Source organism: Eubacterium callanderi, assembly GCF_900142645.1.
GTDB classification, from domain to species: Bacteria; Bacillota; Clostridia; order Eubacteriales; family Eubacteriaceae; genus Eubacterium; species Eubacterium callanderi.
Map to the genome: position 1 here is coordinate 14,630 of NZ_FRBP01000004.1, position 13,932 is coordinate 28,561.

Sequence of the window (13,932 nt, forward strand, 5' to 3'; positions counted from 1 at the left end):
GAGGTCAATCATGAATCAGGAAGTAAACTATCTGGCGAGCTGGGAAGAATACTGTGAGGCCAACGGTCTGGATTATGAGGAAAATGTTTATCTGGAGCCATACTGGCAGGCAACGCAGGAAAAACTGTTCGGATTTATCATCAAGCTTTTGATATGAAAAGATACGGTAGAGAGGGAGAAAAAATAATGAATGATACAAGAGGAAAACTGGGGAATTTTGTAAAATTTTCCTATGGCTTTGCAGATGTTGGATTCCAGATGATGGTAACTCTGTCAAATTCCTATCTGTTGATCTTTTTTACCGATGTAGCTGGTATTTCGGCGGTAACGGCAGGGATCATCATGACTGTAGGGCGGATTATAGACACCATCAGTGTTCCGATTTTAGGGCCGTTTATCGAAAAAAGCCATCTGCCCTGGGGCAAGTACCGGTCGTGGCTGTTTATCGGTGCGATATGTATATTTATCACCAACGCGATTTTATTTGTTAATCTGAGCTTTTTGCCGCAGGCGGCATTGATTGCAGTAGGAGCCATTGTATATGCGGTTTTCTGTATTTCAACGAATGTGGCCTACATTGGCTATACCTCCATGAACTCATCCCTAACCGATGATCCCAAGGAAAAGGTGCAGCTTTCCACCTTCCGTGGCCAGGGGGCTGCCATTGGTAAAATTATTGCCGGCTGGACGCTGATTCCAATGATTTATTTCTTTGGCGGCGCGAACGCTTATACCGAGCAGGGATTCCTGGTGACAGCTGTTTTCGTGGGCCTGATGATCGTCTTTACCTATCTGACTCTTTTCTTTGCAACTAAAGACCGCAAAGTTATGAGCAGTAAGGAAGAAATTAAGGACACTAAAAATAATGGGCCTTCCGTGAAGGATATGCTCAAACAGATTGTGACAACACGGCCGCTGCTGCTGCTTTTCCTGACCGACGTTACCCGGATTCTAGCAAGCCTTTTGGTATTTTCGATGTTCCCATACTTTTTTAAATATGTGGTCAACGATCCGGCCAAGGTTGCTGTATTCTTTGGTTCTGTTAATATTCTTTTGTTCATCGGGGCGACGCTGGTTCCATTTATCACTAAAAAGCTCAGCAAGAGAACGACCTATATGTGCGGCAACGCTGTGATGGCGGTATGTTTTGTACTGATGTTTTTAAACAGCGGAAATCCCACACTGGTTACGATTCTGGCGTCCATCGGGTACCTGGGTTATTCCCTTGGGAATGTTGTGAATACAGCCATGTACGCAGACATTGTTGACTTTGGTGAGTATAGAACCGGTAAAAACGCCAGAGCAGCAATCTTTAGCGTATTCCAGCTGTCCATTAAGGTTGCAGCTGTCTTTTCAACCAGCATCGCTGCCTTCGGGCTGGCATCAACCGGCTTTCAGGCCGGGGTTGAACCAACAGCCCAGGTGGTGAGCGGCATTAACATGATCTCGATGCTGCTGCCGGCAGGATTACTCCTTGTTGGCGTTGTATTTTTGTTTTTCTACAATATCAATGAAAAAGAACTGCCAGAAATGCGTGAAGAGATGATGAACCGGAAAAATTAAGTTCGGGTGGAACAGAGGGAGACAAATGGAGAATAATTTACATAAAATGACAGAGGAACGAAATCAGCTTTATATGGATGTGCGCGCAGGTAAAATACCAAAGCGCGTGCCCATCAACCTGAACATGGATGGCGCGGCGGCCTTGGAATACGCCGGTTATGATCTTAAGACACAGCAGTATGATATAAAATACCTGATCGACGCCATGGAAAAAGCAGCGCAGGACTTTGAGAGCGATAATCTCGGCGTAACAGCCGTCCGTTTTGCCCACTTTTATAAAATTTTGGGGGCAAAGCATTTTGTGATGGGGACAGATGGTTTTCTACAGCACCCTGAGATTGCGGCCATGGAACCCAAAGAATACGACGTTCTGATCGCGGAGCCCTATCAATTTTTATGGGACAGCGTTATCCCAAGACTGTATACTGAGCTGGATAAGCCTTGGCCCTTGTCCTCGGCAGCGCTGGCAAAGGGCTTCCATACCTTTTACAGCACCATGGGGCAGATTGGGGCCTCTAAAAATGAGCTGTGCCTGAAATATGGGAAGTCAAATCTTGGAGGAGCCTTTGCCCAGACCGACGCTCCCTTTGATTTTATCGCTGACCTGCTGAGATCCTTCACGGGCATGATGATGGATATCCGGCGTGTGCCGGACAAAGTGGAGGCTGCCTGCGAAGCGATTCTGCCGTTGATGATCAAGACTGGCGCCAAGGGAACGCCGAAAAAGGCAGGGGGCTGTATGATTCCGCTGCACATGGCGCCTTATATGAAGGAAAAGGATTTTGAACGCTTTTATTGGCCGACCTTTAAAAAGCTGGTGGAGGAGCTGGTAAAAACAAATACGAACGTCTCGATTTTCCTCGAGCATGACTTCACACGCTTTCTTGATTATATTCGTGAGCTGCCCGCAGGATGCCAGCTGATGGCTGAGTTTGGAGATCCGAAGGTCTTTAAGGAAAAACTGGGAGACAAGTTCATACTTACTGGCTTCTATCCGCTGGCAATGCTGAAGACAGGAACACTGAATGAGATTCAGGACAAGGCAAAAGAAATCATTGACATTTTGGCACCTGGAGGGCGCTATATCTTCAGCCTGGATAAATCCATTCTCAGAGTCAGCGATGTGGAAATTGATAAATATCAGGCACTGCTGCGTTTTGTGAAAGAATACGCGGTTTATTAGGAGGCAGGAATGGAGATTAAATCAGAGTATTACAATAATTTAGACGAAAATATGGAAAAGTATGGCATTGCGGAAGAAGATATTCCCATGGCGGAGGACACCTTCCAGGCGCTGGAGGAGCAGATGTTCAGCTTTGCAATGTTTATGCTAATGTGAAATGAAAATAAGCCTGCCCCCATTGTGGGACGGGCTTATTTTTTATGGTAGAAAGGACGGATATAGCCTAATTTTATGCCCTTTGTCACAGCCTCAAGCGAGGAGGAGACATCGAGCTTGTCAAAAATATGCTGAATATGGTTTGAAATTGTGCGCTCACTTGAAAAAAGTATCTCAGCGATGGCTTTGCGCTTATACCCCTCTGATAATAGCTGTAAAATTTTCGTTTCTGTTGCGGTCAGTTCTTCGATATATTCATTTGCCCTGGGAAAGACAGGGACGCCTTTGTTAATCTGGATCAGGCTTTCAAGCAGTCTGTCAGGATCAAGATTTTTGTTTAAAAAACCACAGGCTTCCAGCTTTTCGGCGGCATGGCGGTAAACCGGGAGGTCGTAACCGGTCAGGAAGACAAGCTTCAGGCCGGGGAATTCTTTTTTAAGCCCAGAAGCAAGCGCAATGCCGTCTACATCACTGACTGTGTCGAGATTGATGTCGAGGAGAAGGATATCCGGATGAAGCCGGCGAATGTGCGCGGCAGCCTCTGATGGGTTCTGGAGTGTCGTGAAGCTCTCGATTTCAGGCATATCCGCCAAAACAATTTCAAGGCTTTTGGCAAAAAGAGCGTGGTCATCGATCAATAAAATGTTCATAAGAAGTATCTCCTTTCATGGGGAGGGCTACAGAAGCACAAAGCCCGGAAGGCTCATTGGGCGTAATATTCAGAGCACCTCCGGCTGCTGTGAGGGTTTCCAAAACAGATGCAAGGCCCTTATGCTTGAAAAGATCGGAAGGCAGGGTTGTGAAGCCTGTTCCATTGTCGAGGACAGACAGAAGAACACAACGGTCCTCCACAGACAGGCAGACCCTGATTTCTGACGCGTTGGAATGCTTAAAGGCGTTATTTGCCAGCTCTTTTATTAAACGGAAAACGATGCGGTTATAGGGCTCGATGAGGAAGAGATCATCGGGGCAGTCCAGGCGAACCTGAACTTTTTTTAAGGGATAGGTTTCCGCGATGCCCTCCAGCAGCTTTTCAAAATTTTCCCTCAGCGTCATTGAACTTAAAAGCGCAGGTGAACAGGCCTGCATTTCATCACGGATGGAAGTGTTCAGCCGATTTAAGGTACTGATGATCAAGGTTCTGATCTCGGGGCGGTCTGCCTTTGCTGCCAGGTTTTTCACCGACAGAAGATCCTGCAGAACGGCATCGTGAAGGTAGTTTGAGAACTCTTTTTTCAGACCTTCCTCACGGTTAAGCCAGGTGAGGGGATCGCTGTAGAGAGTATTACTCTTATTAGCCGAAAGCCGGAGCGCTTGATAAGTCGCACCAAAATAGCAAAGCAGAATAAACCAAAGTGCCGTGTGCAGCAAAATAAAAATTGCAATAACAGGCAAGGCAAGGAACCAGCCAAGCGCCGATAAAACAGCCGCACCGAAAAGAGCAATGGGCGATAAAAGGAAAGAGACTGCTGGACGACCACTTTCGGAGGTATTTTGCAGGCTGTTTTTTAAAATTCTGTGAACGCTGACTAGCGGCAGCCCGATGAGAACGTAAAGACCATTGTTGGACAGAAAGACAGGGTTGTACCGGAAGACGAGGCTGTACAGAACAGCAGGAAGGAGAATCAGCAGCAGAGAAATCAGCAGGCTGCGCCCTTCCTGTCTGAAAAAGTACAGGCTTCTTTTTTTATTGGCCAGAAGGATTACGCCAAAGGAGGAAATGCTTACCAGCCACTGAACACCCAGAAGCAGATTAAACAGGTAAGAACTGGGAAAGCTCACCAGTGTCAGCAGTGTGAGTGTCAGCTGAAGGTATAAAATAGGCTTCTTGCCTGAGTAGCCAGATGCCTGGAAAATAAAGCTCAGGAAAAAGCGGGAGAGCACCAGAGGCAGGAGTGCGTAGAGCAGGAGGCCAAGCCCCGAAAAAACCGGGATCTCCAGCCGCAGAAAGAGCATGCACCAGGACACAAAGACCAACACCAGGGTGTAATGTTTTAAAAAGGAATTGGAGCGGTAGTTCTGGAGCTGGATAAAAGCTGCGCCAGAGTCTGTCAGTAAAATGACCGACAGCGGCATCACCGCTTCAGCTTTGAAATCCAGGTGAAGCCAAAATTCGCAGCACAAAAAGACAGTCAGGAGCAATTGATGGAGGATAAGCAGCAGCAGAGAGTGAAGATATTGTCTTTTCATGGCGTTCTCCTTTTTGTGATAGTTTTATTATAGCATAATCAGGCTCTGTCGGCGATATGGCAGCAGGCGTATTGCGTGATGATATAGTACAGTGCGAAAACGAGAAGATACAAAGCGTAGGACAGCATAAAAGGCGGCAGCAGAGCAGTGCTGCTGATGATTTGAGGCATGAGGGCATTGTAGCACTGCAGGGCAAAAAAGCTGTGCAGGCCGCCGAGAATACAGGGAATGCTGAAAAGGATCAGGTTCTGTTTTGCAATGATGCGGTGCAGGGCTTTATTTTGACAGCCCAGCTTTTTTAAAATCTCAAAATCCTTTATGTCATAGCTGGTATCCGAGACGCTTTTGAAATAGAGGATACAGCCCATGGCAATAAAAAATATGAACGCGCCAAAGGCGGTTAAGAGCAGATTTGGACTGCTGGCAATCAGAAATTCATCCCGCTTAAGGCAGGCGCTGGCAAAACGGTAGTCATCCTCGAAAAGTGGTAAGAGGGCTTCGGCTGTGGTGGAGTCCTCTGACAGACTGTCCCCAAAGATACTGACCACTGAGGCCGTTTCAAGGCCCGATTGCACTAGTGAGGAATAGAGGGCGTCTGAAATAACCAGCGTTCCAACGCCTTCGTTGGCAAAGCCGGTAGCGTTGTCCAGAGTGGTTTCTGCGATATGTACACGCTGCGATGTTCCGTCTGGCAATGCGAGGTCATAGGCGGTTCCGGCAGACAGGCTGCTGCCGCTCAGATAGCGCACGAGGACCGCTTCATTTTGCGCGAGAGACGGTGCGGAGGCTTTTTTCATGGCGGACATCCTCTGGTGGTAGTCGGTCTCGCTCATAATGGCAAAATGCGGGCCATTGTTTTTCCTGGTATACTCAAAATCGGGAAGCTCAGGTGAGTCGGAGGCAGCGATCAGCAGGCTGGTTTCAATGACCTGATAATCCTGCGCAGGGTGATGGCGCTGGATAAGGCTGAGGGCCTCCTGCGTTCTTTCCGGATCATCGCCTGGAAACTCAAGGGCAGCGGGGGTGATTCTGGAAAGACCCTGCTCCGAAAAGGAGTAGGTGCAGAGCGTAGAGCCGAGGATACCAAGGGTTGCGGCAGAGAGGAGGGTGAGCAGGATCAGCATTCGCGCGTTGCTGCGGATACGGTGGACAAATTTTGGTAAAACCACGATGGTATCCGGTCTGTAAAACAGTTTTTTATGTCTGCGGATGCTCTGGACGCCAAAGGGCAGAAAGGAGCGGATAAAAAGAACAGTTCCAGCGGTGACCAGAAGAAAGGTCAGCCCGGCCATGGGCAGAAATCCAACACTGACCCAGAGGGAGCGGGTACCTGCGGTAATATTAAAAGCCAGGCAGTAGCCAGAAGCCAGGAATGCTAGTCCAAGAACAGCCGAAGCAGGGTGCGGTTTTAAGGGCTTTTCACTTTTCTTTTCAAGCCTTACCATGGACAGGATACTGGCCTTTTTTAAAAAAAAGCCATTGGACAGGAGAAGAAAAATTAAAGCGGCCGCGACAAACAGGATTGTTTGAGAAAGTGCAGCTGGATTAAAAAGCGGCACTTCGGACAGATTAATTTTTAATTTCAGAAAAACGGCCAGCAGAAGAACCACGCCTTTATGAAAAAAGCTGCCGATGATCAAGCCTGAAAACAGGGCAACAGAAATGATCAGAAGGTTTTCAAAAAAGAGAAGCCTCATTATTTTTGTTTTTCGAAAGCCGAGCAGGGCGTAAATACCCAGCTCTTCCATTCGCCGTTTTGTGAAGAAGCTGTTGGAATAAGCCATATAGAACAGGACAAAAGCCATGAGGAGCACAGAGACCACACTGGTCATTGTCTCAACCCGTCCGTCCTCAGATATTTTCTCCATGACTAAAGTATTCATGGAAAAAGCCTTAAAGCAGCTGTAAACCGCGAGAACAAGGGTAACAGAAAGAAAATACAGCAGGTAGAAGCGATAATTTTTCTTAAGGTTTTTACAGGCAAGGTCAAAGAGTTTCATAAAAGCCTCCTATTGATCTAAGTTTGAGACAGCGTTTAGAATCTGATGATAGAAATGGGAAGAGGTCTCCTCTTTTCGGTGCAGCGCTTTGGTGATGTGTCCATCCTTAAAAATGAGGATACGGCTTGCAAAGCTGGCGGCATAGGCGTCATGGGTCACCATGAGGATGGTGGTTTTGAGCGCTTCATTTACTTCGCTGAGCTTTTTCAGGAGGGCAGCTGCTGAGGCGGAATCCAGTGCGCCTGTGGGTTCGTCGGCAAAGAGGATGTCGGGGCTTTTTATCAGGGCTCTTGCCGCAGCGGTCCTCTGGCGCTGTCCTCCGGAAAGCTGGGCGGGGTATTTGCCTAAAAGGGAAGCGATGCCAAAACGTTCTGCCAGCTTTTGAACCATTGTGTCAATTTTGTGGGATGGAGCGCCAATCAGCGTAAGCGGTACGGCGATGTTTTCCTGAACGGTCAGGCTGTCGAGCAGAAAATATTCCTGAAAGATAAAGCCAAGGCGGTCCCGCCGGAAATCGGCTGCGGCATTGCCGCTGAGCCCTTGTATATCAATCCCGCCGAGGGTGATGCTCCCCTCGGTGGGGGAATCAATGGTGGACAGGACATTGAGCAGGGTGGTTTTCCCAGAGCCAGAGGCGCCCATAATCCCCACAAACTCACCGGAGGATACTTTAAATGAGACATGATCCAGAGCTGGACGCTGGTTTTTTTCATAATATTTGGTCAGATTTTGCGCATTCAGTAAAACAGACATGATTTTATTCTCCTTGTTTTTATTAAGCTTGCTCTTATTATACAGAGGGCCGTAAAATAATGAGTGAGTAAAAAGCGCATAATTTGTTTGTATAAAGGGTGAAAGAGGTTTAAAATAAAGGTGTAATTGAGTTTTGAGGTTTACAATTTAAAAATAATTGAACGGACGGAGGATTAAAATGAAAGATACAATTGGTTTTATTGGATGCGGCAATATGGCTCAGGCCATGATTGGCGGTGTGGTGAGCAGCGGTCTCTTTACAGGGGCGCAAATTATCGCCTACGACCCATCGGAGGCACAGCGCCGGAAGGTGGCTGAAAAATTTGGCATTCGGACGGCCGAATCAAATATCGGTGTCGCCAGTGAAGCGGATTACCTAGTGCTGGCGGTTAAGCCCTTTGTCTATGCCGATGTTCTGCGCGAGATTGCCGGCCATACCAAAAAAGATGTGATTGTGATTGTCATTGCAGTGGGTGTGGAATTCAGTGATGTTAAGGATATTTTGGGTAAGGATACTAAGGTGATCCGGACTCAGCCAAGTACACCTGCTTTTGTCGGTGAATCGGACTCGACGGTTTGTCCGGATGATTTGATGACAGAGCAGGATATTGAAGCGGTTATGACCATATTCAAAAGCTTTGGCAGGGTTGAGATCATAAGCGAAAAGCTGATGAATGTGGTGCCCTCCATCGCGAGCTCCGCACCAGCCTACACCATGCTTCTGATCGAAGCCATGGCTGACGGCGGAGTGCTGCACGGGTTCCCCAGGGACCAGGCTTACCGTCTGGCCGCCCAGTCGGTATATGGCGCGGCGAAGCTGGTGCTGGAAACAGGAGAGCATCCGGCAGTTTTAAAGGACCAGATCTGCACACCCGGCGGCACGACCATCGAGGCAGTGCGGGCATTGGAGGCTTCCGGCTTCCGGAAAGCAGTGATCTCAGCGGTTGACGCGTGCGCACTTAAGTCCATCAGCTTATTGAAGAAATAAATGAAAAGAGGTTTTGAGCATGGATTCTTCTTTAATTACTAAATTGAGAAGAAAACTGAATTTGGAGCAGATGACCTCACTCTGTTCAGGTGAAAATAACTGGGAGACCAAATCCTATGAGGCGCTTGGAATTCCCAAAGTGGTGATGTCAGACGGCCCTCACGGCCTGCGGGTTGAGGCCGAAAAGGAGGAGGGGAAAATTGGCGTGGGTGACAGTCTCCCAGCGACCTGTTTTCCTCCGGCGACTCTTGCGGCCTGCAGCTTTGACGAATCGCTGATCAAGGAGATGGCGTCCGCCATTGCCCGGGAAGCCCGCACGGCAGGCGTCGACCTGATTTTGGGCCCTGGGCTGAACATTAAGCGTTCGCCTCTGTGTGGCCGGAATTTTGAATATTATTCGGAGGACCCCTACCTGTCCGGCCATCTGGCCAAGGCTTTTGTTGAGGGCGCCAGAAAGGAACACATCGGCGCGACCTTAAAGCATTTTCTTGGGAATAATCAGGAAACACGACGGATGACTGTCAATGCACTTATTGACGAACGGGCCCTGCGTGAAATCTATCTAAAGGGATTTGAGATTGCGGTTAAGGAAGCCGGGCCAATGGCAGTTATGTGCTCCTACAACAGTGTAAACGGCGAATTTTTATCCCAGAGCAAGCATTTTCTGACAGAAATTTTGAGAAATGAGTGGGGCTTTGAGGGGATTGTGATGACAGACTGGGGGGCTGTTTATGACCGGGTAAAGGGTGTGAAGGCCGGGCTTGACCTTGAAATGCCGGGAAGCGGCGGCGTCAATGATCACAAAATATTCGACGCCATCAAGGAAGGAAAACTTAAAAAGACAAGGCTCAATGAAATGGCGGAGCGGCTCATTGCCTTTGCCCTTGAGGCAGAGGAAAACCGCCAGGCAGCCGGCACGCCAGAGCCTGTGGACATCAATGAGCAGCACCTGCTGGCGCGCCGCGTTGCGGCTGAGAGTATGGTTTTGCTCAAAAATGAAGACAGTCTGCTGCCCTTAGACAAGGAAAAACTAAAGACCATTGCTGTTATCGGAAAAATGGCCTTTGACCCCAGATACCAGGGCTCAGGAAGTTCGAAGATCAATCCTTACCGGATCGAGGCGCCCTATGACGCCATTGCCGCTGAGACAGCGGACGGGGTGAAGCTGCTGACCGCCCAGGGTTATTCCGACAGCTCTGATGAAAAACACAAAAGAATCGTAAGAGAGGCTGTGGAAACGGCCGGAAAGGCTGATGTGGCAGTGGTATTCGCCGGATTGCCAGACAAGCTGGAATCCGAAGGCTATGACCGCACCACCATTAAGCTGCCCGAAAACCAGCTGGAAATGATCCAGCGTGTCTGTGAGGAACAGCCCAACACCATCGTTGTATTATTCAACGGCGGTGTGGTTGACCTGGAATTTGAAGATCAGCCAAAGGCCGTTCTGGAAGCCTGGCTGGGCGGTCAGGCCGTAGGCGCTGCCGTTTCAGACATTCTTTTTGGCCGCGTCAATCCATCGGGGCGGCTGGCGGAGACCATTCCCATGCGTCTGGAGGACACGCCTGCCTACATCAACTTTCCTGGAACAGAGGACAGTGTAAACTATGGCGAGAGTATTTTTGTAGGATACCGTTATTATGATTATGTGAACCGGCCGGTGCGCTATCCTTTTGGGTTTGGACTCAGCTACACCACCTTTGAGTACAGTGATATGAAGGCCTCAGCGGCGGATGATGGCACCGTGATGGTCAGTTGCCGTGTCAAAAACATCGGAGAGCGCGCTGGAAAAGAAGTGGTTCAGCTGTATACTGGAAAGCCGGATGGAAAAGTCCAGCGTCCCATTCGGGAGCTGAGGGGCTTTACTAAAATTGATCTGGAGCCTGGAGAGGAAAAGGTGGTTGTCTTCGAGCTCTCTAAAGATGACTTTACTTATTTTAACCCGACCAGAAACGCCTGGACGCAGGAGGAAGGACTGCATATGGTTTTAATTGGTGCATCGAGCCGGGATATCCGCCTTGAGGCGGAGGTTGCGCTGCCTGCGCCGCCACTTCCGAAACTCACGCGGCATTCCTATATGGATGACTTCATGGCAAACCCGAGGGGGCGTCAGGTGATCGAGGTGATCATGTCCCAGTTTCAGAGTGTGACAGGGAAAATCATTGATACAGAGGACAACTTTTTTATGACAATGCTGCACGGCACCCCGGTTTCTAAAATTGTCACTTTTACCAATGGGCTGTTGAGCGATAAAAGTGTGGACCGGATTCTGGAATTTGTCAACGGCGAGGATGACAGCGAGACATTTGACATCCGCTGCCTTTTTGAGGACAAGGAAGAAAAGAGGAACTGGTTCCAATCTATGCTGGAGGGTATTTTTGGCAAAAAAGAGGACAATGCCTTTTACACAGTAGACTGCCCTGTCCGCGACCTGATGGCGAACCCTGAAACAAGGGCTGTTCTGGCGAAATACTGCCCGGACGAGTATATGCATGGCGAAATTATGGACATGATCATCAGTATGGGGGTCACCATGCGCAAGGTACAGAAGCTGATCCCTGATGAGTATTACCCCTACAGCCTGCTCACAACCATTGACGAAGAGCTGAGGCTGATTCCAAAAGATAATAAAGAAGAAATATAAATTTTGCTTGACTTGAAGTGGACTCCAGATGTTATGCTGTATAGACACAAATAAAATGAATTTTAATTTGGAGGTAGAGAGGCATGACCATTTCGGAAGTGGCAAAAAAATATAATCTTTCTGCGGATACGATTCGCTATTATGAACGGATTGGGCTGATCCCCCGAGTAAACCGAAGCGCCAGCGGGATTCGGGATTTTACAGAAAATGACTGCGGCTGGGTCGAGTTTATTAAATGTATGCGCGGGGCTGGACTTCCAATTGAGGCCTTGATCGATTATGTTGCCCTTTTTCAGCAGGGGGACATGACTGTCGAAGCCCGCAAGTCCATTCTGGTTGAACAGCGGGATGTGCTGGCTGAGCGTATGAAAGAAATGCAGAACACGCTGGAGCGACTGAACCAGAAGATCGAGCACTATGAGGAGGGAATCCATGCTGCTGAAAAGCGCCTTCAAAAAAGAGAGGACTAGAATTTAAAAGTAAAGTAAGTTAGACAGGTGCGTGCCAAAGCGGCATGCGCCTGTTTTTGCAGTTTAGGCTTTTTTAGTTTTATTTTCAGATCATTTGGGCTATAATAAAAAGTAAAAGAAAGATAAAGAAGGTTAACCATGAAAGTTTTGACAGTTGATACGGCCACAATCGTTGCAACCGCGGCGGTGGTGGATGAAAATAAATTGATTTGTGAGACCATTGTCAATTTTCAGAAAAAACATTCTGAAAAGCTGATGCCCGCTATCGACCATATGCTGAAGGACGCAGGTCTGACCATTCAGGATATGGACGCTTTTGGGATTGTTAACGGGCCAGGCTCTTTTACAGGGCTGCGCATTGGCATGGCCACGGTCAAGGGCTTTGCTCAGGCTCTTGATAAGCCGGTGATCCCGATTTCTACTCTGGAAGCACTGGCCTATAACCTGCCCTATGCAGACGGTGTTGTCTGCCCGATCCTTGACGCCCAGCGGTCACAGGTTTATACGGGCCTGTTCCGCTTTAACGAGGAGGAGGGCATGGTGGCCGAGCTTGAGGATTCCGTCATGGATATCGTGGCGCTTATCGGAATTTTACAGAATTATACCGATGGTCCGATTTATCTGCTGGGAGATGGCGTTCCGCGTTTTTATGAAACAATGGTCGAGGCCCTGCCGGGAATCATTAAGGTGAAGCAGCATTTATCTATGAACCGGGCTTCATCGGCGGGTACTCTGACGGTTGAGCGCGCCCTTAAAAAACAGTGGCAGGATTTCAAAAGCGTCGAGCCGGTTTACATTCGTCCTTCCTATGCTGAAGAGCAGAAAAAGTAGCATGAAAGCAAAAATACGCGAGATGCAGGAGCAGGACGCTCCCCGATTATACGAAATTGGACAGGCCTGCGGCTTGGGTTCATGGTCGCTCGAGTCCTATATCAATGAATATAATAATCCCATTGCAAAATATCTGGTGGTGGAGGCAGAGGGACAGGTGGCCGGCTTTGCGGGAATCTGGTGCGTGGTGGATGAGGCCCAGGTTATGAATGTCGGTATTCTTGAAAAATACCGGCAAAACGGCCTGGGCACCCTGCTCATGGAGGCTTTGCTCAGCACCGCCAGAGCTCGGGGATGCAGTTGTATGACCCTGGAAGTTAAGGAAACCAACACAGCTGCGATTTGCCTTTACAAAAAAATGGGTTTCTCGGCCGCCAGTATTCGTGAGAACTATTACCCGGACCACGTGAACGGCCTTATGATGAGGAGGGGTGATCTTGGATAAAAAATCTTTAGCGACAGCGATTATTGTAGGGATTGTTTTCCCTGTTTTTGTGCTTATAACCTCGATGGAGTTTGCGGTGTTTAACCGCGGCTTTTTTCTGGATCAGCTGGATAAAAATAATGTGTCCCAGACAACCGGTATTGCTTCTAAGGAACTGCCGGCTGTGACCGAGCAAATTTTTGCTTTCCTGAAAGGAGAGCGTGAGGATTTTAATATCTATGCCGAGAAGGAAAATGATCTGTACGTGCCGCTTTTTAATCAGGAGGAGCTGATTCATATGGAGGATGTGCGCGGCCTTTTAAAGGCAGGGGTGATCGTTCAGGCAGTGTGCGGTGTTCTGCTTCTGGCAGGGCTTGTTCTGCTTTTTTTCTGGAACCGGGCTGCGATGGCCAAAGCTGTGTTTGGCGGTTCTGTTTTCGGTCTGGTACTGCTTCTGGCGTCCGGCCTTGCAGCTGTTTTTGATTTTACCGCTGTTTTTCAGGCAGCGCACAGACTGATTTTCACCAACGACTACTGGTATCTGGACCCGAATGAGAGTGTCTTGATCAACATTGTGCCTGAGCCTTATTTTATTGCTTTGGGCTTGAGAATCGTCACTATCGCAGCAGTGGTTTACCTGATCTGCGCAGTGGGCGGCGGCTTTTTCAGCCAGCGTCTTACCCAGAGAAAGTTTATGAAAAATTCAAAAAGAAAATTTTAGAAAGTGAGTTTT

At 48.5% G+C, this 13,932-nt stretch carries 14 protein-coding genes; 10 read left to right on the plus strand and 4 right to left on the minus strand.

Annotated elements, in window-relative coordinates; translation table 11 throughout:
- Positions 1 to 10: 10 nt before the first annotated feature.
- Genes BUC22_RS22040 through BUC22_RS22045 form a run of 4 tightly spaced genes read left to right on the plus strand, consistent with a single transcriptional unit; the run spans position 11 to position 2,902 of the window.
- Positions 11 to 157, plus strand: a complete 147-nt coding sequence (locus tag BUC22_RS22040; protein ID WP_013379331.1) for a hypothetical protein — start codon at positions 11 to 13, stop codon at positions 155 to 157.
- A 29-nt stretch (positions 158 to 186) separates the two neighbouring features.
- Positions 187 to 1,563: an MFS transporter gene (locus tag BUC22_RS05735; protein ID WP_013379332.1), complete on the plus strand. Its 1,377-nt coding sequence runs from the start codon at positions 187 to 189 to the stop codon at positions 1,561 to 1,563.
- Between the two features lie 25 nt (positions 1,564 to 1,588).
- Complete coding sequence (locus tag BUC22_RS05740) at positions 1,589 to 2,746, plus strand: uroporphyrinogen decarboxylase family protein (protein ID WP_013379333.1); 1,158 nt, start codon at positions 1,589 to 1,591, stop codon at positions 2,744 to 2,746.
- 9 nt (positions 2,747 to 2,755) lie between these two features.
- Positions 2,756 to 2,902 (plus strand): hypothetical protein, encoded by a 147-nt coding sequence (locus tag BUC22_RS22045; RefSeq protein ID WP_013379334.1) that lies wholly within the window; start codon positions 2,756 to 2,758, stop codon positions 2,900 to 2,902.
- Between the two features lie 35 nt (positions 2,903 to 2,937).
- On the opposite strand, the gene BUC22_RS05745 is transcribed toward BUC22_RS22045, so the two are convergent.
- Genes BUC22_RS05745 through BUC22_RS05760 form a run of 4 tightly spaced genes read right to left on the minus strand, consistent with a single transcriptional unit; the run spans position 2,938 to position 7,845 of the window.
- Positions 2,938 to 3,552 carry a response regulator transcription factor gene (locus tag BUC22_RS05745; protein WP_013379335.1) on the minus strand — a complete coding sequence of 205 codons (615 nt, stop codon included), beginning with the start codon at positions 3,550 to 3,552 and terminating at the stop codon, positions 2,938 to 2,940.
- Positions 3,530 to 5,092 (minus strand): sensor histidine kinase, encoded by a 1,563-nt coding sequence (locus BUC22_RS05750; RefSeq protein WP_013379336.1) that lies wholly within the window; start codon positions 5,090 to 5,092, stop codon positions 3,530 to 3,532. Before BUC22_RS05750 ends, BUC22_RS05745 begins: the two co-directional genes overlap by 23 nt.
- Positions 5,093 to 5,130: 38 nt before the next feature.
- Positions 5,131 to 7,092 (minus strand): FtsX-like permease family protein, encoded by a 1,962-nt coding sequence (locus BUC22_RS05755; protein ID WP_013379337.1) that lies wholly within the window; start codon positions 7,090 to 7,092, stop codon positions 5,131 to 5,133.
- 9 nt (positions 7,093 to 7,101) lie between these two features.
- Positions 7,102 to 7,845, minus strand: coding sequence for an ABC transporter ATP-binding protein (locus BUC22_RS05760; RefSeq protein ID WP_013379338.1), 744 nt, complete (start codon positions 7,843 to 7,845; stop codon positions 7,102 to 7,104).
- Positions 7,846 to 8,023: 178 nt separating this feature from the next.
- On the opposite strand from BUC22_RS05760, the gene proC reads away from it, so the two are divergent.
- From proC to BUC22_RS05790, 6 genes are all read left to right on the plus strand, one after another.
- On the plus strand, positions 8,024 to 8,833 hold the full coding sequence (proC, locus tag BUC22_RS05765) for a pyrroline-5-carboxylate reductase (RefSeq protein WP_013379339.1): 810 nt from the start codon (positions 8,024 to 8,026) through the stop codon (positions 8,831 to 8,833).
- A 19-nt stretch (positions 8,834 to 8,852) separates the two neighbouring features.
- A complete protein-coding gene (locus BUC22_RS05770) occupies positions 8,853 to 11,474 on the plus strand; it encodes a glycoside hydrolase family 3 C-terminal domain-containing protein (protein ID WP_013379340.1) in 2,622 nt (873 codons plus the stop codon).
- Positions 11,475 to 11,557: 83 nt separating this feature from the next.
- Entirely contained in the window at positions 11,558 to 11,944 is a 387-nt protein-coding gene (locus BUC22_RS05775) for a MerR family transcriptional regulator (protein WP_013379341.1), read from the plus strand.
- Between the two features lie 138 nt (positions 11,945 to 12,082).
- A complete protein-coding gene (gene tsaB, locus BUC22_RS05780; RefSeq protein ID WP_013379343.1) occupies positions 12,083 to 12,775 on the plus strand; it encodes a tRNA (adenosine(37)-N6)-threonylcarbamoyltransferase complex dimerization subunit type 1 TsaB in 693 nt (230 codons plus the stop codon).
- 1 nt (position 12,776) lies between these two features.
- Complete coding sequence (rimI, locus tag BUC22_RS05785) at positions 12,777 to 13,220, plus strand: ribosomal protein S18-alanine N-acetyltransferase (RefSeq protein WP_013379344.1); 444 nt, start codon at positions 12,777 to 12,779, stop codon at positions 13,218 to 13,220.
- Entirely contained in the window at positions 13,213 to 13,920 is a 708-nt protein-coding gene (locus BUC22_RS05790; RefSeq protein ID WP_013379345.1) for a TIGR01906 family membrane protein, read from the plus strand. The genes rimI and BUC22_RS05790 overlap by 8 nt, the downstream gene beginning before the upstream one ends.
- Positions 13,921 to 13,932 lie beyond the last annotated feature (12 nt).